Consider the following 24,481-nt stretch of genomic DNA (forward strand, 5'->3'; position numbering starts at 1 on the left):
AACTGGTGATGGCAATCAGTACAATGATACTTCTTCAGCGATAACCAAAAAAAGTACCTGTCGATGATTTTAGCATTCTCTACCCGTACATCTGTATAAGACCGACATTTGGGGCAAGAATGAAGAGGAGCACTGTGGTGCCCTAATCTTACTTTCTGATCCTGGGTAAAACCTGTTATTGCGCTCATATTCGTATTGTTTTCATAAAGATATACAAACATTACAAATAACGCAAGAAATAGTTTTTAAAAATGTAAGTTTAATATCAAACTAATAAATTTGATATTAAACTTACATTAAGTAATTATAAAGAAGAGCCGATAGTCTTTACATTAAAACCAATTGCACGTAGCTTTTTCGAGTCAAGCAGGTTTCTGCCATCAAATACATTGGCAGGCTTCAACATGTTGTCGTAAATCCGCTGCCAGTCGTAATCCTTGAACTCATCCCACTCCGTCAGCACAGCAATCGCATGGGCGCCTTTGCAAGCTTCATAAGGATCGGTATAAACCGTCGTTCCGGCTTTGTTTTCTTCCGCATCACGCGTCCGCAGGTAATTCAAATCACCATATACCTGATTCTCGCCAACTTTCGGATCATATACCGCAACCTGGGCCTGCTCATTCAGCAGATGATCCGCAACATAGATCGCGGCCGACTCCCTGGTATCATTGGTATCCTTTTTAAATGCCCAGCCCAGGAAAGTGATCTTCTTTCCGTTAACCGTATTATAGGAAGTCTGAATGATCTTATTCGCGAAACGTCTTTTCTGGTGGTCGTTCATGATGATCACCTGCTCCCAATAATCCGCAACCTCCTGCAAACCGTAGCTGCGCGCGATGTATACCAGGTTCAAAATATCCTTCTGAAAACAAGAACCACCAAAACCTACAGAAGCCTTCAGGAACTTAGGGCCTATGCGGCTATCCGTACCAATCGCTCTCGCCACCTCCGTAATATCCGCCTCTGTACGCTCACACAGTTCCGATAAAGAATTAATAGAGGAAACGCGCTGCGCAAGAAACGCGTTAGCCGTTAATTTAGACAACTCAGAAGACCATACATTGGTCGTTAGGATACGTTCTCTCGGAACCCAATTCGCATATACATCCACTAACGCCTGAACCGCTTCCTGACCTTCCGGCGTACTATCCCCACCAATCAGTACACGATCCGGCGCGTCCAGATCTTCCATAGCCGTACCCTCAGCAAGGAACTCAGGATTCGACAGGATCTGGAACTTAACACCATTACCCGTATTGTTCAAAATATCTTTCAGCGCTTCAGCCGTTCTTACCGGAAGGGTCGATTTCTCCACAATGATCTTGTCACTCTTGGCAACCTGCGCAATCTGACGTGCACATAGTTCGATCCATTTCAGATCTGCTGCCTGCCCTTTCCCTGCTCCGTAAGTCTTCGTAGGGGTATTGACAGAAATAAAGACCATGTCCGCTTCATCGATCGCTTTTTCCACATCTGTAGAAAAGAACAGATTGCGTCCTCTTGCTTCCGCAACGACATCACTCAAACCTGGTTCGTAAATGGGGATATTATTCACATCCTCATCATTCCAGGCGGCGATCCGCGCTTCATTCAAATCAACAACCGTAACCTGAATCTCAGGGCACTTTTTTGCGATAACAGACATCGTAGGCCCCCCTACATAACCTGCCCCAATACAGCAAATCTTTTTGATCTTAGTCATAAAAATCTATTCTTCTATTAAATTATATTCTACAGTGTAAATAATATTGCTAAAAAAATCAAGAAACTTTATAAAAGTAATATTTATTCATCATTTATATCGTCATTCTGAAATATAGGTGATTGACCAAAATCATCCTCATTATTCAGTGGACCAAGAAAACAATTAAATCAGCATTAAAATAAAGCATTACTTCACAAAACTGCATAAAAATACACATTAACTTGTGATATTATTAAATCATTGATTACTTTTACCACATATCAATAGCAATATCTTACGGGAGCTTCATGCAGATATGAGCATTACGAAAACTATTAATAAAGCGAAATTATACGTCCAAAGCACTTTTACCTTAAAAAGTGCGACACAGACCCAATTCAATTTATACAGTATTTCTCATATCTTTACAAAAAGGGTACAACTTTTGCGTCTACAATACAGTATAAGTTTATTCCAAACATCCACTAACTAAGGCATCAATATCAATTAGAAAAGTATGCTTCCTAAAAAAAGAATTCTTTCAATTAACATCTCTCAGGGTAAATATTCACGGTTTGTAGATAGTATTGTTGAGTTAGCCAGTAATAGGACTTCTTCATACGTATGTGTAGCAAATGTTCACATGCTTGTAGAAGCTCATCAATCCAGAGCGTTCCAAAACGTAGTTAATAGCGCAGACATAGTAACGCCGGACGGTATGCCCCTTGCAAAATGTTTTAAGATTTTGTATAGACAACGACAAGATAGGGTAGACGGCATGAGTCTGTTACCTGCACTATTAGAAGAAGCAGATAATAAAAATCTTTCCGTCTATTTCTACGGAGGCTCTCAACAGATGATTAATAAAACCACCGACTATCTCGCTGACATCTACCCATCACTTAAGATTGCAGGTGCGTATTCCCCTCCATTTCGACCCTTATCTGAAAATGAGAAGAATAATGTTGCCAGTACTATAATAGCATCAGGAGCTAACATTGTTTTTGTAGTACTAGGTTGCCCGAAGCAAGAAAGATGGATGCATGAGATGAAGGGAAAAATACCAGGAGTAATGATTGGTATTGGTGGAGCGCTTCCGGTATTAATCGGCATGCAGAGCCGTGCTCCCGAATGGATGCAGAAAAACAGCTTGGAATGGTTCTACAGATTTATGCAGGAACCGAAAAGACTTTTTAAAAGATACTTTTCTACCAATAGCACATTCTTATACTTATTGGCTAAAGAGAAGCTCAATTACACAAAGAGGGAGTTACCGTACGGTTAGTCTCTTCTATACAATAACTTAAATACTTAATAAAACACAATGAAGAAAAAGGCTCTCGTAACAGGTATCACTGGTCAGGATGGTGCGTACCTGGCAGAACTATTATTATCAAAAGGATATGAGGTACACGGTATTAAACGCAGAAGTTCGCTGTTCAATACCGATCGTATCGATCATCTGTACCAGGACCCGCATGAAGAAGACGTTCGTTTCATCATGCACTACGGCGATCTTTCCGATTCTACCAACCTGATCCGCATCATTCAGCAAGTGCAGCCTGACGAGATTTATAACCTGGGTGCCATGAGCCACGTCAAGGTGAGCTTTGACACCCCTGAGTATTCCGCCAATGCCGATGGTATCGGAACCCTGCGTTTGCTCGAAGCTATCCGCATCCTGGGCCTAACAGAAAAGACCCGCATCTATCAGGCCTCTACATCCGAGCTTTACGGATTGGTGCAGGCTGTTCCACAGTCCGAAACCACTCCTTTCTACCCCCGCTCACCGTATGCGGTAGCCAAGATGTACGCCTACTGGATCACCGTCAACTACCGCGAGGCTTATGGCATGTATGCCTGCAACGGTATCCTGTTCAACCATGAGAGCCCGCTGCGCGGAGAGACCTTCGTAACCCGTAAGATCACCCGCGGTGTTTCCAAGATTGCTTTGGGCATGCAAAGCTGCCTGTACCTGGGCAACCTGGATGCCAAGCGCGACTGGGGGCATGCCAAAGACTATGTAGAGGCTATGTGGCTGATCCTGCAGCAGGAAAAGGCAGAAGATTTCGTTATCGCTACCGGGGTAACCACCACCGTTCGTGATTTCATCCGGATGGCCTTCTCTGAAGTAGGTATCACCATTGAATTCAAAGGTGAAGGAGTCGACGAGAAAGGTTATGTGGTATCCTGCGCTAACGCAGACTACCAGCTAGAGGCAGGCACACAAGTCGTGGCTGTAGATCCGCGCTACTTCCGCCCTACAGAGGTGGAACTGCTCATCGGAGATCCTACCAAATCCAAGACCAAGCTGGGCTGGACACCTAAGTATGATCTTCCGGCTTTGGTAAAAGACATGATGAGTGCAGATGTGGAGCTCTTCCGTAAAGAAAAGACGCTGAAGGAACTGGGCTATGCCGTTAAAAATCAATACGAATAATACCTCATATTGGAAAAGACGAACAAAATATATGTAGCCGGCCATAAGGGAATGGTCGGCTCTGCCATCCTGCGCAAATTGCAGGCGGAGGGTTACAGCAATATCATCACCCGCAGTTCCTCTGAACTGGACCTGCGCGACCTGACAGCCGTAGCGGCCTTCTTTGAGGCCGAAAAGCCCGAATATGTATTTCTGGCTGCTGCTAAAGTAGGCGGTATTGTGGCCAACAACACTTACCGGGCAGACTTTCTCTATGAGAACCTCTGCATCCAGAACAATGTTATCCACCAGTCTTACCTGAACGGGGTCAAGAAGCTTATGTTCCTGGGGTCCTCTTGTATCTATCCCAAAATGGCCCCTCAGCCATTGAAGGAAGAATACCTGTTAACCGGACCGCTGGAGCACACCAATGAGCCCTATGCCATCGCCAAGATTGCCGGTATCAAGATGTGTGATGCCTACCGCGCCCAGTACGGCTGTAACTACATCTCGGTCATGCCAACCAACTTATACGGCTTGAATGACAACTATCACCCGCAGAACTCACACGTGCTGCCGGCCCTGATCCGCCGCTTCCATGAAGCCAAGCAGAGCGGTGCCGAAGAGGTAGTAATCTGGGGTACGGGAACACCTATGCGGGAGTTTCTTTACGCAGATGATCTGGCAGAAGCCTGCTATTATCTGATGCTCCATTATAATGAAGCCGGGCTGGTGAATATCGGAACCGGTGAAGATGTCACCATCAAAGAACTCGCTGAGCTGGTAAAAGACATCGTCGGATACCAGGGATCAATCTCCTTCGACACCAGTAAACCTGACGGTACACCACGAAAGCTAATGGATGTATCCAAACTTCATGGCTACGGATGGAAACACACCATCGAGTTGCCCCAAGGTATAAAGCTGGCTTACCAGGACTTCCTGAGCAAAAACTAAACTTACAAAAACGCTGGATCAATCCAGATCCAGCGTTTTCTATATATAAGATCTCTCTCAGATCTCATTCAACAATTTTCTTTTAAGCAACCTGAATCAGATACTTATTTGGTGTCCTTGCCAAGTTATGTATTAAGAAAATATCTTTACTGATTCGGTCCGACATTATAACCAGTACCTAACCTTAAGAATCACCCTTATCATGAATAATCCCATGCAATTTAGAAAAGACATCCAGGGCCTTCGTGCGTTAGCTGTCATCGTCGTAATTATCTTTCATCTCGGATTCCTGCCGAATGGGTACCTGGGAGTTGACGTATTTTTTGTTATTAGCGGCTTTCTGATTATAGGGATTATCAATAAAGATTTCATCAACGACAGATATTCAATCAAAGATTTTTATGTCAGAAGATTCAGAAGAATTATTCCCCTGGTATTGGTAACAGCTCTCGTCGCATTAACCTTAGGAATATATTTCATGCTTCCCGACGACCTCGAAAATCTAAGCCAGTCGATCATTGCCACTAATTTTTTCAGTAACAATGTGCTGCAACTCCTAACCGTGCGCAATTATTGGGACGTTATGAATGAATATAAGCCGCTGATGCATACATGGAGCCTTGGAGTGGAAGAGCAGTTCTATATTGTTATCCCATTCCTTTTTCTGTTCTCAAGCAAGAAGAACAATAAGATATTCGCCATTATCATGGCAGCAACCATAGCGTCAGCGCTGACCTACATTTTCTATACGGATGAATCTGTCAAATTTTACATGCTCCCGATGCGATTTTTCGAGATCTCTATCGGAGGGCTTGCGGCATTAAAGGTACGTGAGATTAAAAGCAATGTCTACATATCAAGTACGGCCTTCTTTGTTCTGATCGTGTTCCTGTTTCTTGATTTTGGACTGCCTGGCGAACTGGAAACAATCATTACTGTGATATCAACCGTCCTCCTCATCGTATATAATAAATCCAGCTTTAAAATAAATGAATTTCTTGAGAGCCGCATCGCAGTATACATCGGAACCATCAGCTTCAGCCTCTATATGTGGCATCAGGTGATTCTGGCATTCTACCGCTATTCGATATCCCAGGACTTCACCCTGTACTCCTCATTAATGTTGGGTGTAGTTATGCTCATTGTAGCAGTACTGTCCTATCATTTCGTTGAAGACTACTTTCGGAAGCCTCACAATATATCTACCAGAAAGCTTGTTGTAATATGTTCGTTCTTGTTCCTGGGTCTAAATGCAGCCTCCTTTTATATCTACCTGAAAGCCGGAGTAATAAGAGACATACCAGAGTTGGAGATTTCGGCCCAACGCGTGGAAAGGGGGATGCATGCCAAATATAACTCAAGGATCAGAGAGTTAACAGACGACTTCACGGCATCGGAGAAAATCAACGTGCTCCTTATAGGGAACAGCTTCGCACGCGACTGGGCAAACGTATTGCTTGAATCAGCATTCAGCGATCAAATCAATATCTCTTACAGCGAGTATTCTTTTGAAACAAAAAACTTGCAGAACAAGCTTGATATGGCAGATGTTATTTTCTTTTCGCCTTGCTATAAAGCTGATTATCTACCCGTTGCCAGACAGTTCAAGATAGATGAGAAAAAGCTTTGGATAGTTGGAACGAAGAATTTCGGACCGAACAACGGGCTCCTCTATAACCAGAAGAGAAATCAGAATAACTGTGACCTTAGAGCAAACGTAAGCGACTATGCGCTGAATGAAAATCAGGAACTGAAAGAGGAGTGGGGGGATAGGTATATAGATTTACTCTCCTACGTCATGGATAAGAACAACAAAGTGCCGGTGTTTACTCAAAACTGCGAGTTTATAAGTCAGGATACACGCCATTTTACACGTTCAGGCGCAGAGTTTTTTGCAGCGAAGGTCAACCTCGCGCAATATCTTGATATTGCAAAGATTAGCCATTCCCATCTTCACGCAGCCGCAAGATGACCGCTTCACAGGCGTTTGAAAATGGTGCGTCTACCTATCTGCCGCTACATGATAGGTTGGATCTTCCACAATGTTAACGACGATGACGCCCTCGGCATTTTTCAGAAGCTGGCGGCAGTCTTCACTAAGATGCATAAGATGTAGCTTTTTGTTCACTTTCTGATAGCGTTCCGTTAGCTTATTAAGCGCCTCAATCCCCGACATATCTGCCACACGGCTGTCTTTGAAATCAATAATAACCTCATCCGGGTCGTTCAACACATCGAACTTCTCGGTAAAGGTTGTCGCCGATCCGAAGAAAAGGGGGCCATATATCTCATAATGTTTGACACCATTTTCGTCCATATATTTCCTTGCCCGGATACGGATGGCACTGTCCCAGGCGAAAACCAGTGCTGAAATGATCACACCAATCAATACAGCAAGTGCAAGATTATGAAGCCACACCGTTACAACAGCTACCAGGGCCATTACAAAGACGTCCTGCCGGGGCATTTTATTAATGATCTTGAAGCTTGTCCACTCAAAAGTACCGATTGCCACCATAATCATCACCCCTGTGAGGGCGGCCATCGGTACCCGCTCTATAACCGGCGCTCCCACCAGAATAATAATCAGAATAGTTAAAGCAGCAACGATTCCTGACAGCCTCGCACGTGCTCCCGCCGACAGGTTTACCAACGTTTGGGCGATCATCGGACAGCCTCCCATTCCCGTAAAGAAGCCGTTCAGAATATTCGCACTTCCCTGGGCTACACATTCCCTGTTTCCACTTCCCTTAGTGCCTGTAATTTCGTCTACCAGGTTCAGCGTTAGTAGTCCTTCTGTCAGGCCGACCCCGGCCATGATCAGCGCATAGGGAAATATGATTTGGAATGTATCCCAGGATACGGGGATGGAAGGAATATGGAAAGGCGGGAATCCACCACTAACCGAAGCAATATCCTTCACCGTCTTTGTCTCAATATGAAGTGCGAAGACAAGAAGGGACACAATGATGATCGCTACTAAGGAAGGAGGGATAGTCTTAGACAGTCTGGGCCACAGAAAAACTATCGCTATAGTCAGCGTGACGAGTCCCGCCATGATATACAAAGGGTAGCCCGTTAGCCAGGTTGCTTCTCCGTTCGTAACGGTCTGGAACTGTTCCAGCTGAGCCATGAATATCACAATAGCAAGCCCGTTTACGAATCCAAACATCACTGGTTGTGGTACCAGCCGTATAAACTTACCCAGCTTAAAAAGTCCCACCATTATTTGCAGTACTCCGGCAAGTGCCACCGCGGCAAATACATACTCAATACCATGCGACTGCATCAGTGCGATCAGCACAATAACCGTCGCTCCCGCTCCTCCTGAGATCAGACCCGGGCGGCCGCCAAACACAGAGGCTACTAATCCCATGATGAAGGCAGCATACAAACCGCTTAAGGGCGGAAAGCCGGCAAGAATAGCGAAAGAGAGTGATTCAGGAATCATAGTCATCGCAACAGTGAGTCCTGCAAGAATTTCAATTTTATAGTCAACCTTTTGTGAAAAGTCGAAGAGACGTAGATAAGGCTTCATCCTCAGATATTAGTTAATGAGTAGAAAATAACTCAGGGTAGCAAGGCCGAGCCATCATCGTTGAAACAGCAAAGATATTAAGGTTCTGTTTACCCGCCAAACCCAAACATAAGAAAGAAATCAGCGTTCTCCAGTTAGGTGCACTCCAGCTGAAGTACATTATTGATGCACGGTTCCTCCCAAATCTAGCCTCTTGTAACTCTGGTATTTAATTTCGATACTTATAAAATGGAACACCATACCCTGATCTCCACCCACTCCATGATACTTTCAGTGGTGCTAAGCAATAACAGCGGGGAAATATGCCCAAATTCGCTTGTAAGCGGTAATTGTGTATAGCCCCAAATTCGCATCTGATGAGAAAGACTACAATAACCCTGGTACTGATTCTCCTGCTGGTTAAGCTAAGTGGAGCACAAGATTCCATCCGCCATAGAATGATCTTTATAGGCGACGCCGGTGAAATAAACCATAAACAGGAAGAAATCATTCCATACGCATCTGAAATGGTTCTAAAGGGCAAAACCACCGTCATGTATCTGGGTGACAATGTTTATCCCAGGGGTGTTGGTCTTGAGGGAAGCTCAGATGAAGTTTCAACCCGGGATATTCTGCGCGCGCAGTACATCCCTATGCGGGAAAAGGGCGCTCCTGTATATTTTATTCCCGGTAATCATGACTGGGATAGGATGGGAAAAAAGGGGCTCGCAAAGATAAAGGCCCAGTGGAGTTTTCTCGAATCGAATCAGGATTCCCTGCTGAAGCTGGTTCCAGCTAACGGCTGTCCCGATCCTGTAGAGATACCGCTCACAGATGACGCCGTCATGATCGCCTATGATAGCGAATGGTGGCTTTTTCCCCATGATAAAAAAAACGAAGATGGCGATTGCGCTTGCGATGATGAACAAGAAGTTATTGATCGTATGAAAGTGCTTCGCGACAAGAACCGTGAGAAGATGGTTTTTCTGGCAGGTCATCATCCTATGTGGACATACGGTGTTCATGGGGGGAACTATTCATGGAAAGACCATATCTTTCCCTTAACCGCAGTAAATAAAAAACTCTGGGTCCCGCTTCCGGTTATAGGGTCCTTGTATCCACTTCTCCGAAGTACGCTCTTCCTCAATCCGGAAGATAACAAACACCCGGCGTACAAAAAACTGATAAGAGCGGTAAATGATGTCTTCAGTGGATTTCCAAATGTTATTTATGTATCCGGACATGATCACGGGCTACAATTAATTGATGAAGAAAAACTACAGATCGTTAGTGGTGCGGGAGCAAAGCAGTCGCACGCCAAAAAGGGCGAAAAATCGCTTTACTCACAGTCTGAACAAGGCTTTGTAATAGTCGACCTATTAACCAATGGAAGCAACCGGATTACGTTTTTTACCTTTGCAGATAAGCACCTCAAGCCAGCTTTCGTTTTTACATCAGAACGCCACAAGTTGTAGGCTTGAGACTATAGTGATAATATGAAGATCATATACTTCCCCAGGATGCCACACAAGTATCAAGCAATTAATGTAGGGAAACAAGAAACCGGACATGAACAATAACGAACTCAAGCAACTTTTGCAGGCTAATGTCATTACGGAGGAAACTGCAGAAAAGATCAGAGCGTATTACCGCGACAAAAAAAAGAGCCCGGGTTTTACCCTCGTTACGGTCTTCGCCATTTTTGCATCCTTACTCATAGGCCTCGGCATCATCCTGATTATAGCGCACAATTGGGATGAACTATCTAAGGGCCTGAAGGTGACCTTCGCTTTCCTGCCTCTCGTAGCTGCTCAGTCTTTGTGTATCTATACACTCGTTCGAATGCCTACCTGCAGTATCGCGTGGAGAGAAGGAAGCGCAACGTTCCTCTTCTTCTCCTTCGGAGCCTGTATCGCCCTGGTCAGTCAGATTTACCATATCCCGGGCGACCTGGGAGAATTTGTTCTTACCTGGATGGTCTTTTGTCTTCCTGTTATATATCTGATGAATTCTTCGGTGGTTTCACTATTGTATCTTGCCGGAATCACGTACTACGCTGCCGACACCGGTTACTGGTCGGCTACCTCAGATTGCAGTCTATGGTATTGGATACTGCTGGTCATGGTGCTGCCACATTATTACTATCTGCAAAAAAGGCGCCCCGATAGCAATTTTACCATATTTCACAACTGGGCGATCCCACTTTCTCTGACAGCTGTTTTAGGAACATTATCGGCGGGGTTTCCCGAGCTGATGTATATCGCATATATGTGCTTATTCGGTATCTTCTATCTAAGCGGACAATCACCGTATTTCCTTTCCACGAGTCGCCGTAACAACGGCTACCTGATAACGGGAGCTCTTGGTACGGTCTCACTGCTGTTATCGCTCAGCTTTGAATGGTTCTGGAAAAAGTTGCCCGCAGCAAATTTTAACACCTCTTCCTTATTCCTTAGTCAAGAGCTCCTGGCTGTACTTATCCTTTCCTGTTCGGCTATTCTGCTTTTGTACAGATCAAAAAGCATACACAAGCAACGCATAAAACCTCTTGATTTTGCATTTCTGGCCTTCATTGTTATTTTTTTGATAGGGATGTATTCCATGGTATCCATGATCTTAATGAACATCATGATCTTGTTCATTGGTATGATGACTATAAGGGAGGGTGTCCGTTTGAACCATTTAGGCATACTTAATTACGGCTTACTGATCATAACGGCGCTTACAACATGCAGGTTCTTTGATACCGATCTCAGTTTTGTACTCAGGGGTATACTATTTATAGCAGTTGGTGTCGCAATATTTATTTTAAACACATGGATGCTCAAAAAAAGAATATAAAAAGGTGGGCTATTCTGGCTTTTATACTGCTATGTCTGGCTCAATTGTATCTTCCGCTGAAGATGGCCGCCGACCAGGAGGCCGTTGTGTCAAAAGGAAAGGCTTTTCGTTTTAAAGTTGCGCCCCGGGATCCAAATGATCCGTTCCGTGGAAAATATATCACGCTCCGATACGAAGCAGATAGTGTAAAAGTCAAAAATGTGAATGAATGGATGAGAAATACAAAGGTCTATGTCCTGCTTCATACCGATTTACAGGGTTACGCTGCCATTGAACGCATAACGGCCAGCCGACCTGCTAATGAGTCAGACTACGTAGAGGCTACAGTTCAACCTGACGGTGGACACAACAATACGTTGCGAATAGAATATCCGTTTACCCGCTTCTATATGGAGGAAAACAAGGCTGTAAAGGCCGAAAAGATGTTTTTTGAAACCTTACGCAATCCAAGGGGCATTACCTATGCTAAGATCTATGTCAGGAATGGGCGGGCCGTGATAGGGGATGTGGTGATTGACGGACAATCAGTGAAAGCGATTCGGTAAATCATAAATAGTGCGCCCAGGCACCTGCAAAGGGTATTTCTGGCAGTGAAATAAAACTTTACAAAGCAGCGGTTTATTTGCACTTAAATTGTGAAGAGCATCACAAATAAATTGCCTTAGTTTTATTTCGCCGAAAATACTGCCGCATTTATGTTATACTCACTCATCTATTTCAGTACATGTACGAACCTCATGAAACCGGAGGATCTGAAGTTACTGTCAAAGCAGTCGGCCAGGTTCAACAAAGAAAACGATCTTACCGGAATGCTGGTATATGTCGAGGGACGCTCCATCAAACACACCGAAGGTCGCTTTATGCAAATTTTGGAAGGTTCCAGATTCATGGTCCAGAGAGTATTTTCAAAGATAAAAGAGGATCGCCGGCATCACCAGATCGTTGTATTGAAAGAGCAGTCGATTAAAAGGCGCGAATTCAGGGTCTGGAATCTGGGGTTCGAAATTCTGGATCTTGATAAAGACCTGAGGTTGAAAGAGTTTTTTCAACTCGACAGTCATATTTTAAAAAGTGAGGAATTTAAAGCTACAAACGGTCCGCTTCTCTTCCTCAAGAGCTTCTATAAATCCATGTTCACTCCTCCCCGGGAAGAATCTGACAACAAGAAGCTGCGGGGATTCGTTCAATCGTACTGATTTTTGCCTGTTATTTACTTAACAGGGCGTTCAGCTGCGTCGCAATTGCTTCCAGAAGGCCTGCGCTAAGCCGTTTACTCTGGTCCATCTGCTCATAACTTACAAGTGCCCGGTAATTGCGTTCCTCATCAGGTTCAAAGAGTACGGATACACCATCTATGTTGATTTCTATCTTATGGAGGTAGCCCATTATACGTAGGCGGCCTTCATATTCAAGTTCCTCCCCCATATAAAATACCGGTATTAGAAATGCTTCGTTCATACTAACATGATTTTTACTTAGAAATACTGCCCTAAAATAGAGGATAAAACATGAAATATCTATTTTCACCGGATGAATTGGAGACTGATAACTTTTGCTCTTGTAATTTTTATGCTTCCCCTGGTTTCCCAGGCCCAACTTCGTGAGAACGCCGGCTGGGCTGCCTGGTTTAACTCCTACAAAGTGTCTGATAAGGTGGGTGTTCATTTTGACGGTCAGCTGAGGACTTCTGATGATCTGGAGTCGCTTAAGAATGTCCTGATCAGACCGGGCATTACCTGGTTCTTCGATGAAACCAAAAATGCTACGGCCGGTTATGCGCTTATACGAACCTACCAAAAGCTCGATGGCATCTCTGATGCCAATCTGACTGAACATCGTATATGGCAGCAGTTTATTTACAGCCAAAAGGTAAGCCGTGCGGGTCTGACACATCGTTTCCGTCTGGAGCAGCGATTTATCGGCCAGCTCGGAGAGGATATCTTTTCACAGCGGCTCAGGTACTTCCTGAGGGCACAAGTACCCCTGAAAAATCCGCAAGGCGCTCCATTTTCCAGGGGAGCGTTTGTTGCATTGCAAAACGAGGTGTTTCTACATCTTCAAAATAGAGACCAGCTTAACGGTTATTTATTTGACCAAAACCGGGCGTATGCAGCTGTCGGTTATAGGTTTAACCCTTCGATCGACCTGGAGGCAGGTTATCTGAATCAGGCGAGCAAGGGAAAACACCGAAGCGTCATAAACAACGTAGTCCAGCTGGCTATTTATACCAGGTTTTAGAATATCCCGGTTCATTATTGTAAATTTGCCCCCTTTCACAACGAGAACCTTATCACGATAATGATCCGTAACAATGTCAAAGAAGAGAACCTGTCGTTATCAGGGCAATGGGCACTGGCCTGGCAAAGCCCGCTGTTCAGGCAGCGACTGCTCGTAGCGATAGGCATACTGCTTTGCCTGACACCGATTTTCCCCTTATTTTATCAGTACATCGAAAAGAGGGAAGGACAGGTATATGAAGATATGCTGCTCCAGATCATTCCCTCCGTGGATGTTTCGATCCCAATTTTTATGATTACCTGGGGAATGGCACTGTTTACGCTGTCAAAAGTGATCAGGGTGCCGCGTGTTTTTTTAGCCTTGCTTTATGGAATTATAGTCCTCAACGTCTCGCGGTTTATATCCATTTCGCTTGTTCCGCTTAATCCTCCAGCAGGTCTGATCGACATCTGGGATCCAATAACGGATATGTTTTACGGTGAGACCTATGTGACGAAAGACCTGTTCTACTCCGGGCACACGGCAACTCAGTTTCTTTTCTTTCTTTTTCTTACAAAAAGATCCGACAAAGCACTTGCCCTGGTTTCCACAATCCTCATGGGTTTGCTCGTCATGGTGCAGCATGTTCACTATACGGTTGACGTTGTGTTTGCTCCCCCGCTGACCTACTTGTGTTACCTGCTCGCTGTCAGGCTAGCCAGGATAGCGCCTTTTACCGACAAAAATCAGCCCTTTACCGAATAGTTTCTTTTGTACACCTATTGGTTCTTTGCCGGAGGTATTTCATGGGATAGTTTTGACTAAAGTTTAGAACAAAGAAGACCCTATGAAACCTCTCAAATCCCTCCTCTCCGCGTTGTTATTAGCCCTTTCCGGAACGCTGGCGGCGCAGACTTCCATTCCGGGAAGTGAAATCAATGGATTAGTGAAAGACGGAAATCAAAAACCCGTTGATTATGCCACCGTCTCGCTTATACGTATAGCCGACTCGGTATCGGTAAAAACGGTCATGACCGACGAAAAAGGCAAGTTTAGCTTTAAAAATATTCCCGGTTCTGAATATCAGGTAGCCGTCAATCAGATAGGACATAGCAAATATCTGAGTGAAAAGCTGAAGATCGACGAAAAGCAACCTGTACAGCACATTAAGCCGGTAACGCTATCTCCTGATACTAAACAATTGCAGGAAGTCAACGTAACTGTCCAGAAGCCTGCTATTGAACGTAAAGGCGATAAGCTTATCCTCAATGTCGAGAATAGCAGTGTTTCAGCCGGCTCAACCGCTCTCGAAGTTTTGCAGCGGGCGCCGGGGGTCAGTCTTGATAAAGACGATAATGTCGCCCTTAAGGGCCGCCAGGGCGTATTGATCATGATAGATGGTAAACCCACCTATCTCAGCAGCGCTGATCTGGCTAACATGCTTCGCAACATGCAAAGCAATGAAATTGAATCGATCGAGATCATCAACAACCCCTCTGCCCGCTACGAGGCTGAAGGAAAATCCGGAATCATCAATATCAAGCTGAAAAAGAACAAAAGCTACGGTACCAATGGAACCTTCACGCTAGGCGCCGGGTATTCCAGCAAACGTAAATCAAACACCGGTATCACGCTGAACAACCGCAATGAGAAGCTGAATATTTTCGGAAATTACAACTATAATAACAATAAGGGTGAGCATAATATGACGATTGACCGCGTCAATGCGGGCCAGGCGTCGAGTGCCATCTTTAATCAAACGGCTAACTCAGAGCGTTTCTGGTATAATAACAACTTCAAAGTCGGGGCAGACGTGTTTCTAAACAAAAATAACACAGTAGGCGCACTGATGACTGGTTATATCAATCAGTGGAGTGAGGCACACCGCAACGGTACCCTCATTCGCTCTATGCAGGGAAGCCTTGATTCATCACTTTTGTCTCAGAATGACTCCAAATCCAACTATAACAATCTGAGCTATAACCTCAACTTCAAATCGGTGCTGGACACCGCCGGGAGGGAACTGACCATCGACCTGGATCATGCAAATAACAACAGCAAAAGCAGGATGTTGTACGACAATGTATACGCCTATTCGTCCGGCAGCCCAAGTGTAAGCGAGGTATTGAGGAATCTCACCCCTTCTGAAATTGATATATACGCCATGAAAGCTGATTATACTCATCCGCTCGCTAAGTCTTTCAAGCTGGAAGCAGGATTTAAGCTAAGCTGGGTGAAAACTGACAACGACTATCAGGCTAACAGGCTGGAGAACCAGGCTTGGGAAAATGATCCCTTAAGAAGTAACCATTTTGTTTACAATGAGAGCGTCAGAGCAGGATACGTAAACCTTAGAAAAGAGTTTAAAAATACCAATATCCAGGTAGGCGTTCGTACTGAACACACTAAGTCAAAGGGCAACCTGATTACAACCAGCCAGGTGGTGGAGAGAGACTATCTCGATTTCTTCCCCAGTGCGGCGGTCAATCATACCATAAATGAGAACAACTCCCTGGGCCTTACCTACAGCCGGCGAATTACCCGCCCTGCCTATAGCGATCTGAATCCCTTTGAGTACTTCCTCGATCGTTACACCTACAATCAGGGTAATCCTTTCCTGAACCCCGAATACACCAATACGTTTGAATTGTCTTATACGCTCTTTAAAAAATACAATGCCTCATTAAGCTATACCAAAACTACCGATGTGATGACGCAGGTTCTGCTGCCTGATCCGGAAAAAAGCGCCTTATATCAGACAAATGCTAACCTTGCCGAGCAATTATCCTATGCACTTAATATAAGTGCACCGGTTACCTTTACCAAATGGTGGAACAGCAATACCAATCTTACCGTCTTTAACAATCATTTCACATCTCCGGATCTGAACGGTCAGGTTCTTGATAATAAGCAAACAGCGTTTCAGATCTTCCACAGTGAAAATTTCACACTGAATAGCTCTACATCATTTGAAGTCAGTGGCAACTACCAATCCAAGCTGATTTATGGTACTTTTCTGGTACAGCCGCAATATGCCGTTGACTTCGGGATGAGTAAGTCGTTGATGGCTAAAAAAGTGAATCTGAAGCTGGCCGTCAGTGATATATTCAAGACCCGGCGGGGTAGGATAAGCAGTGCTTATCCAGGGCTTGACTATAAAGTGAACCAACGATACGACAGCAGGGCAGTTCGTCTGACACTGTCATATAAATTCGGCAATAACGAGTTGAAAGAAAGCCGTAAAAGATCCACGGGCCTTGACTCAGAGGCCGGCAGAGTTAAAAACTAGAGAAGGGGCTCAGGAGCACGTTACCTGACCCGATCTTCAATCATGCCTTTAAAGCTTCTTGAAAGGGTCTTCCTGGAGCTCTGAAGTGCACGCAGCTTCGCACCCCTGGATGCGGAGCTTGCTGCTATTGTATTAGACGTTGTCGGAAACGAGCCCTGAGTGAGATATGAATAGGCTGTTGCCAGACATTCTTCCCTTAAATCGCCGAACGCATAGCGGGGATCATCAAACGCCGGTGCATCCGGATCAATACCTGCATAATATGCTCCTTTTCCTTCAGAATTTTGCGACTCAAACATACTCATATACACCTCATATTTGTCGATTCTCAGGGGAAAGAAGCCTACCGGTTTACCATAACTGGTTTCACCTACTGTCTTCACGTTCATATGAGGCTTCAGATTGTTTATGACCAGCTCGCTGGCTGAGGCTGTGCTCTCGGTGGTGATAAAGACAACATTACGAAGGTCCCTCAAGGGACCCTTTTTAGCAAATTTGTAAGTGTTGCCACTTAGAGAATAATCTGCATCCGCATACGTCAACATCTTTCCGTTGGAATACTGAATATCGCCATTGTCGTTTAGAAGAGGAAGGTTCTTCAAAATGGTAGCCTTTCCGGACTGTAATAACGTATTGAAGCGCTCTGTAAACATCGTTCCTGTACCTACAGACGACGGAGCAATCAGATTAGTAAGATGTTCTGCAGTTGAAACGTATCCTCCTCCATTGTAACGAAGGTCTACAATCAGGTCCGTAACTCCTGCTGACGCAAAATTGCTGAAGACATCATTCAGCACTGCCTCCGAATTCGTCCTGGTCGAGAACTCTGAAAAAACAAAATATCCGATCTTTTTTGCACCAACCGTATAGACCGTATCCATATTTACAGGGGAGCTCCTGTAGGAGCTCCTTTCAAGCGTTACGTTAAGCGGGGTTCCATCTTTCTTTGTGCCGGTCAGCACCGCCCGGCTAACAGTACTGGAGAAGAACGTATTCTCTATGATGGAGTATTCACTGTCGAAGTCTGAACCCAGCTTCTGGCCGTTGACAGTGGTAATAATGTCCCCCCGGCTGATTCCTGCTTTTGCAGCAGGGGAGTTGGGACTCACTTCCAGCACATAAATCCTAAAGCTGTTATCCGACCCATAAAAGCCAACGCCCAATCCAAGATCATAACCATTTCCCTCCAGGTCAACCGCACTTCTCCTGGATGCAAGAACAGCAACAGGGTTCGCGTCTTCCGTATTGGAAATATAACTGTACTTGGTGCCGTTCTCATCATCGGCAGAATATTCATAGGGTTTTCCCGTCAAAGAATTTATCGCGTATCTCGAAATAGCAAACAACTCCCGCTCAAAGCCACTTTCTTCATCAGCCTCCACATACTGCCTGGGCTTGAATGTGTCGTAGTCTGGCAGTGATTCGTTCCAGAGATATACTTCTTTAGCGTAAAGGAAAATCGAGTCAGCAGTTAACTCAGTACGGCTTGAAGCGGGTTGAGGGTCTGGTTCCTGCCCGTCTTTTTTACAAGATAAGAACAGGGTGAAAAGAACCAGGAGTAACAGGGCCGGATATGCCTGCCCAACTTTATGAGATGTCATTTATGTTTTTTACGTGGTGGATGTTGTGCGAATATTCTATTAATAATGAAATAAGCTGCAAAATATTGTGTATTGTTAAAAAAAACCTGAATGCCAGATGATTAACCGGTGTTTGCCTGCTTAAATAGCTTCGCTAACAGGTTGTAAAGATGAGTAACATTTATAAAACTAAACGCATCTGCGTAAATAAGGTTTTCACCAGTAAATAAAAGGTAGTATTTTGCCGTCCAATTATAAAAGTGTTGCCTGCACACATATGGGAAGGTACGCTAAAATGTTACGTATATGAAAGGAAGACCGACGCAGCTTACCAAAATGTTTTTAACACTGATTTTGTTCGTAATCAGTACAACTCTTTTTGCGGGAAATCCCGCTGAGATATGGGTATCGGTAACAGGAAGTAACATGGCGGAAGGAACGGCAAAGAGTCCGTTCCGGTCACTTGATATGGCCTTGCGCAAAGCAAGAGAGATGCGCCGCTTATCTGACCCGGCCGCCAAAGACGGTATCCATATCCTTATTCAGGAAGGTACCTATATGCTCGATGAGCCGGTACGCATCCGCCCCGAAGATTCGGGTACTCCGTCCAGTCCCACCGTCATTCGCCCGGCATCAGCCGGCAGCCCTGTATTGAGCGGCGGCAAGACGATTAAAGGCTGGGTAAAGAAGGGTAATATCTGGGAAGCGGATGCTCCTGCGATAGGCACTGACCTGATTGATTTCAGACAGCTTTGGGTAAACAACAGGAAAGCTACCCGGGCCCGTGATTACAACGATAACAAGATGGGCAGGATCCTGTCATGGGACCATGTCTCACAAACCTGTATGATCCCCTTTCCGCGTAAGTGGAAGTCAGACCAGTTGGTTGGCGCAGAAATGGTGATCCTGCAATGGTGGGCAATCGCCAACCTCCGAATAAAGGATGTGAAAGTCATGGGCGACAGTGCCCGTCTAAGCTTTTATGAGCCGGAAAGTCGCGTACAGTCCGAGCACCCCTGGCCCGCTCCGTGGATCTCGAAAGAAACAGGGAATTCGGCTTTTTACCTGACTAATGCCAAACAGTTTCTTGATCAGCCTGGAGAGTGGTACCTCGATAAAAAGGCGGGTAAGGTTTACTATTGGCCGCTTCCTTCAGAGAACATGCGCGCTGCCTCTGTTGTGGCGCCCCATCTGGAGACGCTTGTAAAGATGGAAGGGACGATCGATAACCCTGTTTCACATGTATATTTCAAGAGAATCTCTTTTCAGCATGCTTCCTGGCTGAGACCATCAAAACATGGTCATGTGCCCCATCAGGCCGGAATGTATATGCTTGATGCATATAAACTGAAGATCCCCGGAACACCGGATAAAAAAGGCTTAGAGAATCAGGCATGGGTTGGACGCCCTGCGGCGGCCGTGGAGGTATCTTACGCTCATCACACGGGCTTCGAAGCGTGCCGTTTTGAACATCATGCTTCCACGGGACTCGATTATAAAAAGGGAACCAGCAATAACCAGATCATTGGGAATCTCTTCAAAGACATAGGGGGTACGGGTATCCTGGTCGGAACGTTTTCTGACGAAGCCATAGAGGCACACTTGCCCTATAATCCCGCAGATGCCCGGGAGATCAGCACGAATGAAACCATCGCGAATAATCTGATTACGGATGTGACGAATGAGGACTGGGGCTGCGTAGGAATTGGCGCAGGACATGTCAGGGGTATCAACATCCTGAACAACGAAATATCCAACGTTTCCTATTCCGGAATCAGTATGGGTTGGGGCTGGACACGCACCATCAACGCCATGCGCAACAATACCATCCGTGCGAATAAAATCCACCACTACGGTATGCATCTTTATGATGTGGCAGCTGTATATACGCTTTCTGCCCAGCCTGGTTCTGTTATCGCCGAGAATGTTATCGACAGCATTTACCAGGCGCCTTATGCTCACGACCCGCATCATTGGTTCTACCTGTACACAGATGAAGGGTCGTCGTTCTTTACGGTTCGCGACAATTGGGTGCCTGGCGAAAAGTTTCTCCAGAATGCCAATGGCCCGGGTAACACGTGGCAAAATAACAATTCTTCCGTAGCTGACAGCATCAAAGCCAAAGCCGGAATACAGCCGCAATATCACTACCTGCTGAAGGATCGCAGTCCGGCTGTTTCCTACCGTTCTATTAACAAGTACGTTCCGGAGGATGACAAGCCTTCTCTTATTGAGATTATATCATCAAATGGCGACGTGCCGGACATGGATCTGCTTAAGAAGATTGCCGCGGAGTTCAAGCTGCCTGAAGGGGCCGTATATCAGTGGAATAATCACGCCGTAATTTACGCCAAACTCAAAGATCCGCGCAGCCTGAAGGCTAATCTGGCGGCTAACTTTCCGGGCGCCGCTGTAAAGCTATACGCAGATAATTTCTATACGTTCGACAGGAAGGAGCACTGCTCTGAAGATCAGGTTAAAGATCAGGAGCACATTATACTGACAGCAAATCTCGTTGAAAGCCCTGCTGCACAGAAAGAATACCTCGACTATCACGCTACCCAGTTCGACAAATGGCCGGAAGTCTCTAAAGGGTTTTGTAAAGCGGACTTTCAGAGCCTGGTGATGTTCAGGGATGAGCGTCAGCTTATGCTGATCATCAGCATTCCGAAAGGAAAGACGCTTGATGAGCTTAATCCCAAAACGGTGGAAAATAATCCGAAAGTAGACCAGTGGAATAATATCATGAAGAAATATCAGGAAGGTTTAACTGGCGCGAAGCCGGGAGAAACCTGGTCGCTGTTCAAACAAGTTAATTAACAATCAATATCATCTGTAATGTTAAAGTTAGGAATTTTAGGCCTTGGGGAAGGACGCAGTACCATTTCCGCTGCGCTGGCCAGCAGCAAATACACGCTGAAAACGATATGCGACGCCAATGAAGACATGTGCCGTCAGCGGGCAAAGGAATTTGACTTTCACCAGTATACGACCAACTATCAGGATATGCTGGACGATCCGGAGATAGACGTCATCGCGATTTATACGCCTGATCATCTGCATGCCGAGCATGTCAAGCTCGCTTTACAACATGGGAAGCATGTGGTCTGTACTAAACCTTTTATCGACGATCTCTCCAAAGCAAATGAGCTGCTGCAAATCAGCAAGCAATCAGGGAAGAAAGTCTTTGTTGGCCAGAGTTCCCGCTTTTTTGAACCTGTTAAAAGGCAGCGCAAAGACTTTGAAGCCGGCCTTATAGGCGACCTGATCACCATTGAAGGTTATTACCACGCTGACCATCGCTGGTTCCTGGAAAAAGGCTGGTCGCTGAAACAATCGTTTAAATGGCTCTACGGAGGGCTTAGCCACCCTACAGATTTTATCCGCTGGTATCTTCCGAACATTGAAGAAGTCATGGGCTACGGTATGCTGAGCGCAAATGGTGCGAAAGCAGGATTGAAGAACCAGGATACGATGCACTTCATTTTTAAAGCTACAGACGGGAGAATAGCGCGGGTTAGCGGCGCCTACACCGGTCCGGTGCAACCGGTAACACGCGATAGCGAGATGAGCTGCATATTGCGGGGCACCGAGGGCTGTAGTCAGGCTGATTATATGGACCTGCGCTATGCCGTAACCACCAATACAGGTGAGGAGCAAATGATTACCTGGGAGCATAAACTGAAGCATTATTTCCGTTTCGAAGGGAAGAGCCACCATGCCGGGGAGTATCAGAATTATCTGGAATATTTTGCCGACAGTATCCATGAGGGGACTGTGGCCTATCCTGACCTGAAAGAAGGAATAGGTACCATAGCATTGTTGCAGGCCATGGACAGGTCTTTATCAACGGGCTTACCTGTCAGGATCGACGCTATACTGGAGGAATATCAAATAGCCAAAGAAGATCTTTCGTCAGCAGGATAAACCGGGGCACTAACCACTTATACATCTATTCATGGGAAATATCGTAGATCGTTTAACGATTCTCGACTATGTCATTGTTGTTGCCTATCTGGTAATCTTAATGGTCATCGGTTACAGGGCCAGTTTTTCGAAGAAAAAAGGAGCAGACGAAAGTCTGTTCCTTGCAAATAAGTCACTTGGCTGGCCAAGCATAGGCTTCAATATGTGGGGTACCAACGTAGGGCCCTCTATGCTGCTGGCTTTTGCCAGCATCGGTTACAGCACCGGTATAGTAGCGGTCAATTTCGACTGGTATGCTTTCGTGTTTCTTTTCCTGCTGGCTATTGTCTTCGCGCCAAAATATCTGGCAGCAAAAGTCAGTACCATGCCCGAATTTATGGGCAAGCGGTATGGCGACTCTACCCAAAATATCCTGGCCTGGTACGCCCTGATCAAGATTTTGATTTCCTGGTTGTCGCTGGGTCTTTTTGCCGGAGGCTTCCTGGTGAGGCAGATTTTGGGTATCCCGATGTGGCAGTCGGTAACTGTTCTGGTTGCTTTCGCAGGCCTGTTTACATTTGCCGGAGGGCTTAAGGCGATAGCCCGGGTAAACGTTTTCCAGATGATCCTGCTGATTGTGGTATCGGTGGTGCTGACCGTGCTGGGGCTGCAGAAGGTTGGTGGAATCACCGCGCTATACGAGCAAACGCCGCGTCATTTCTGGAACCTGATCCAGCCTGCAAGCGATCCACAGTACCCCTGGTACGCTATTCTATTAGGATATCCGGTTGCAGCGATCGCATTCTTCTGTACCGATCAGGCTATGGTCCAGTCGGTTCTGGGTGCTAAAAATCTTGAGCAAGGGCAATTAGGCGTCAACTTTATCGCCTGGCTTAAGATTCTTTCGCTCCCTCTTTTTATTCTCACAGGTATTCTATGTTATGTATTATATCCGGGCTTGAACGACCCTAATGAAGCTTACATGACGATGGTAACTAACCTCTTTCCCCCGGGAATGAATGGACTGGTAATCGTCGTGCTTGTAGCCGTTTTGGTGGGTACAATCGGTTCTTCATTAAATTCACTCAGCACCGTTTTTACGATGGATGTGTATGTGAAAAAGATTAATCCTGGAGCCACCAACCGGGAAATTGTCCGCATGGGAAGGATATCTGTTGTTGCAGGATGCGTACTAGCCGTGATTGTAGTGCTCGCTATTGACAATATCAAGGGTTTGAACCTTTTTGATGTTTTTCAGTCCATTCTTGGTTTTATCGCTCCTCCGCTGTCTGTAGTATTTTTGTTGACAGTTTTCTGGAAGCGCACTACCCGTACCGCAGTAAATTTCACGCTGTCCATAGGGTCAGTACTGAGTCTGGGTGTTGGGATTGCCTATCTCTGGATCTTTCCTTCTGATCAGTATACGTTTTGGCCGCATTATCTCATGGTGTCTTTCTATACATTCGCAGGCTTATCCGTTATTGCCGTGGCAATCTCCTTGTTTGAAAGTAATCCGCATGTATATGAAAAAGATCTTACCTCCGGGGTGAAGGTGGAAAAACCGAGCCTTAAGGTCTGGATCGCATGGGCCGCACTTGCCGTCGTCATGGTATCGCTTTATTTGTTTTTCAACGGACATTAGTCAGTGGCGTTAGAACCATATCTTCCGCGGTAGTCTAAGAGAAGTCTCTTTAATTTTTATCATTAGGGGGACTTCTCTTGACCTTCATAAAGACAACGTTTATATGCAGGCGATAACAGGCGCAGATTCTCCCGGGATCAGTCCGACCTGGTGTATGAAAAGTCGGACTTTTCACTGGCTTTCCCCTGGTTGTCTCCACTTGCATACCGACGATGTATACACCTTCATATGAGGGTGTTCTAATTTGATCCCCTTGTCTCTTTAGTGCAAAATCGGCTCAATTCAGGAAGATTTTGGAAAAAATCGCAAAAAAATCGTCACCAGCCTTTCCGCTGCTCTACCTTGTTCTGAAAAAAGAAACAGCATTATGGCAAAAGTAGACAACAAAGGCAGGGTACGGGGCACGGCAGGTCCCGTCGTTTATCG

The 24,481-nt window shown here is 45.5% G+C and carries 18 protein-coding genes; 14 read left to right on the forward strand and 4 right to left on the reverse strand.

Annotated elements, in window-relative coordinates; all coding sequences use genetic code 11:
• Positions 1-304: 304 nt before the first annotated feature.
• Positions 305-1,705, reverse strand: a complete 1,401-nt coding sequence (locus ACKI5J_RS15685) for a UDP-glucose 6-dehydrogenase (protein WP_407430430.1) — start codon at positions 1,703-1,705, stop codon at positions 305-307.
• Positions 1,706-2,204: 499 nt separating this feature from the next.
• On the opposite strand from ACKI5J_RS15685, the gene ACKI5J_RS15690 reads away from it, so the two are divergent.
• From ACKI5J_RS15690 to ACKI5J_RS15705, 4 genes are all read left to right on the forward strand, one after another.
• A complete protein-coding gene (locus ACKI5J_RS15690; RefSeq protein WP_407430431.1) occupies positions 2,205-2,972 on the forward strand; it encodes a WecB/TagA/CpsF family glycosyltransferase in 768 nt (255 codons plus the stop codon).
• A 39-nt stretch (positions 2,973-3,011) separates the two neighbouring features.
• Positions 3,012-4,127 carry a GDP-mannose 4,6-dehydratase gene (gene gmd, locus ACKI5J_RS15695; RefSeq protein ID WP_407430432.1) on the forward strand — a complete coding sequence of 372 codons (1,116 nt, stop codon included), beginning with the start codon at positions 3,012-3,014 and terminating at the stop codon, positions 4,125-4,127.
• Between the two features lie 9 nt (positions 4,128-4,136).
• Positions 4,137-5,063: a GDP-L-fucose synthase family protein gene (locus ACKI5J_RS15700; protein ID WP_407430433.1), complete on the forward strand. Its 927-nt coding sequence runs from the start codon at positions 4,137-4,139 to the stop codon at positions 5,061-5,063.
• A gap of 214 nt (positions 5,064-5,277) precedes the next feature.
• Complete coding sequence (locus tag ACKI5J_RS15705; protein ID WP_407430434.1) at positions 5,278-7,035, forward strand: acyltransferase family protein; 1,758 nt, start codon at positions 5,278-5,280, stop codon at positions 7,033-7,035.
• A gap of 30 nt (positions 7,036-7,065) precedes the next feature.
• On the opposite strand, the gene ACKI5J_RS15710 is transcribed toward ACKI5J_RS15705, so the two are convergent.
• Positions 7,066-8,601 carry a SulP family inorganic anion transporter gene (locus ACKI5J_RS15710; RefSeq protein WP_407430435.1) on the reverse strand — a complete coding sequence of 512 codons (1,536 nt, stop codon included), beginning with the start codon at positions 8,599-8,601 and terminating at the stop codon, positions 7,066-7,068.
• A gap of 356 nt (positions 8,602-8,957) precedes the next feature.
• Here ACKI5J_RS15710 and ACKI5J_RS15715 point away from each other — a divergent pair, with 356 nt between their 5' ends.
• The 4 genes from ACKI5J_RS15715 (at position 8,958) to ACKI5J_RS15730 (ending at position 12,617) form a co-directional block, all read left to right on the forward strand.
• Positions 8,958-10,055: a metallophosphoesterase gene (locus tag ACKI5J_RS15715; protein ID WP_407430436.1), complete on the forward strand. Its 1,098-nt coding sequence runs from the start codon at positions 8,958-8,960 to the stop codon at positions 10,053-10,055.
• 94 nt (positions 10,056-10,149) lie between these two features.
• The gene (locus tag ACKI5J_RS15720; RefSeq protein WP_407430437.1) at positions 10,150-11,421 is read left to right on the forward strand and encodes a DUF2157 domain-containing protein; all 1,272 of its coding nucleotides are present in this window, start codon (positions 10,150-10,152) and stop codon (positions 11,419-11,421) included.
• Positions 11,397-11,966: a GDYXXLXY domain-containing protein gene (locus ACKI5J_RS15725; RefSeq protein ID WP_407430438.1), complete on the forward strand. Its 570-nt coding sequence runs from the start codon at positions 11,397-11,399 to the stop codon at positions 11,964-11,966. Before ACKI5J_RS15720 ends, ACKI5J_RS15725 begins: the two co-directional genes overlap by 25 nt.
• A gap of 150 nt (positions 11,967-12,116) precedes the next feature.
• Complete coding sequence (locus ACKI5J_RS15730) at positions 12,117-12,617, forward strand: BLUF domain-containing protein (RefSeq protein WP_407430439.1); 501 nt, start codon at positions 12,117-12,119, stop codon at positions 12,615-12,617.
• Between the two features lie 10 nt (positions 12,618-12,627).
• On the opposite strand, the gene ACKI5J_RS15735 is transcribed toward ACKI5J_RS15730, so the two are convergent.
• On the reverse strand, positions 12,628-12,879 hold the full coding sequence (locus ACKI5J_RS15735; RefSeq protein WP_407430440.1) for a hypothetical protein: 252 nt from the start codon (positions 12,877-12,879) through the stop codon (positions 12,628-12,630).
• Between the two features lie 72 nt (positions 12,880-12,951).
• On the opposite strand from ACKI5J_RS15735, the gene ACKI5J_RS15740 reads away from it, so the two are divergent.
• From ACKI5J_RS15740 to ACKI5J_RS15750, 3 genes are all read left to right on the forward strand, one after another.
• Positions 12,952-13,659, forward strand: coding sequence for a DUF2490 domain-containing protein (locus ACKI5J_RS15740; protein ID WP_407430441.1), 708 nt, complete (start codon positions 12,952-12,954; stop codon positions 13,657-13,659).
• Positions 13,660-13,719: 60 nt separating this feature from the next.
• Entirely contained in the window at positions 13,720-14,403 is a 684-nt protein-coding gene (locus tag ACKI5J_RS15745; protein ID WP_407430442.1) for a phosphatase PAP2-related protein, read from the forward strand.
• Between the two features lie 82 nt (positions 14,404-14,485).
• Positions 14,486-16,927 (forward strand): TonB-dependent receptor domain-containing protein, encoded by a 2,442-nt coding sequence (locus tag ACKI5J_RS15750; RefSeq protein WP_407430443.1) that lies wholly within the window; start codon positions 14,486-14,488, stop codon positions 16,925-16,927.
• 20 nt (positions 16,928-16,947) lie between these two features.
• Here ACKI5J_RS15750 and ACKI5J_RS15755 read toward each other — a convergent pair whose 3' ends face one another.
• Entirely contained in the window at positions 16,948-18,528 is a 1,581-nt protein-coding gene (locus ACKI5J_RS15755) for a S41 family peptidase (RefSeq protein WP_407430444.1), read from the reverse strand.
• Positions 18,529-18,813: 285 nt separating this feature from the next.
• Here ACKI5J_RS15755 and ACKI5J_RS15760 point away from each other — a divergent pair, with 285 nt between their 5' ends.
• From ACKI5J_RS15760 to ACKI5J_RS15770, 3 genes are read left to right on the forward strand one after another with little or no spacing between them, the layout of a single operon-like run.
• Positions 18,814-21,327 carry an L-rhamnose mutarotase gene (locus ACKI5J_RS15760; protein ID WP_407430445.1) on the forward strand — a complete coding sequence of 838 codons (2,514 nt, stop codon included), beginning with the start codon at positions 18,814-18,816 and terminating at the stop codon, positions 21,325-21,327.
• 18 nt (positions 21,328-21,345) lie between these two features.
• Positions 21,346-22,434 (forward strand): Gfo/Idh/MocA family protein, encoded by a 1,089-nt coding sequence (locus tag ACKI5J_RS15765; protein ID WP_407430446.1) that lies wholly within the window; start codon positions 21,346-21,348, stop codon positions 22,432-22,434.
• Positions 22,435-22,465: 31 nt separating this feature from the next.
• A complete protein-coding gene (locus ACKI5J_RS15770; protein WP_407430447.1) occupies positions 22,466-24,055 on the forward strand; it encodes a sodium:solute symporter family transporter in 1,590 nt (529 codons plus the stop codon).
• Positions 24,056-24,481 lie beyond the last annotated feature (426 nt).

Origin of the sequence: Arcticibacter sp. (assembly GCF_045629565.1) — a bacterium.
Classification (GTDB): Bacteria; Bacteroidota; Bacteroidia; order Sphingobacteriales; family Sphingobacteriaceae; genus Arcticibacter.

What these genes read in the sequence shown, in the direction of transcription:
- ACKI5J_RS15770 (WP_407430447.1), top strand. Translation starts at nt 22,466, where the DNA reads ATGGGAAATATCGTAGATCGTTTAACGATTCTCGACTATGTCATTGTT.
- gmd (WP_407430432.1), top strand. Translation starts at nt 3,012, where the DNA reads ATGAAGAAAAAGGCTCTCGTAACAGGTATCACTGGTCAGGATGGTGCG.
- ACKI5J_RS15740 (WP_407430441.1), top strand. Translation starts at nt 12,952, where the DNA reads ATGAATTGGAGACTGATAACTTTTGCTCTTGTAATTTTTATGCTTCCC.
- ACKI5J_RS15685 (WP_407430430.1), bottom strand. Translation starts at nt 1,705, where the DNA reads ATGACTAAGATCAAAAAGATTTGCTGTATTGGGGCAGGTTATGTAGGG.
- ACKI5J_RS15720 (WP_407430437.1), top strand. Translation starts at nt 10,150, where the DNA reads ATGAACAATAACGAACTCAAGCAACTTTTGCAGGCTAATGTCATTACG.
- ACKI5J_RS15730 (WP_407430439.1), top strand. Translation starts at nt 12,117, where the DNA reads ATGTTATACTCACTCATCTATTTCAGTACATGTACGAACCTCATGAAA.
- ACKI5J_RS15760 (WP_407430445.1), top strand. Translation starts at nt 18,814, where the DNA reads ATGAAAGGAAGACCGACGCAGCTTACCAAAATGTTTTTAACACTGATT.
- ACKI5J_RS15765 (WP_407430446.1), top strand. Translation starts at nt 21,346, where the DNA reads ATGTTAAAGTTAGGAATTTTAGGCCTTGGGGAAGGACGCAGTACCATT.
- ACKI5J_RS15715 (WP_407430436.1), top strand. Translation starts at nt 8,958, where the DNA reads ATGAGAAAGACTACAATAACCCTGGTACTGATTCTCCTGCTGGTTAAG.
- ACKI5J_RS15750 (WP_407430443.1), top strand. Translation starts at nt 14,486, where the DNA reads ATGAAACCTCTCAAATCCCTCCTCTCCGCGTTGTTATTAGCCCTTTCC.
- ACKI5J_RS15705 (WP_407430434.1), top strand. Translation starts at nt 5,278, where the DNA reads ATGCAATTTAGAAAAGACATCCAGGGCCTTCGTGCGTTAGCTGTCATC.
- ACKI5J_RS15690 (WP_407430431.1), top strand. Translation starts at nt 2,205, where the DNA reads ATGCTTCCTAAAAAAAGAATTCTTTCAATTAACATCTCTCAGGGTAAA.
- ACKI5J_RS15755 (WP_407430444.1), bottom strand. Translation starts at nt 18,528, where the DNA reads ATGACATCTCATAAAGTTGGGCAGGCATATCCGGCCCTGTTACTCCTG.
- ACKI5J_RS15745 (WP_407430442.1), top strand. Translation starts at nt 13,720, where the DNA reads ATGATCCGTAACAATGTCAAAGAAGAGAACCTGTCGTTATCAGGGCAA.
- ACKI5J_RS15735 (WP_407430440.1), bottom strand. Translation starts at nt 12,879, where the DNA reads ATGAACGAAGCATTTCTAATACCGGTATTTTATATGGGGGAGGAACTT.
- ACKI5J_RS15725 (WP_407430438.1), top strand. Translation starts at nt 11,397, where the DNA reads ATGGATGCTCAAAAAAAGAATATAAAAAGGTGGGCTATTCTGGCTTTT.
- ACKI5J_RS15710 (WP_407430435.1), bottom strand. Translation starts at nt 8,601, where the DNA reads ATGAAGCCTTATCTACGTCTCTTCGACTTTTCACAAAAGGTTGACTAT.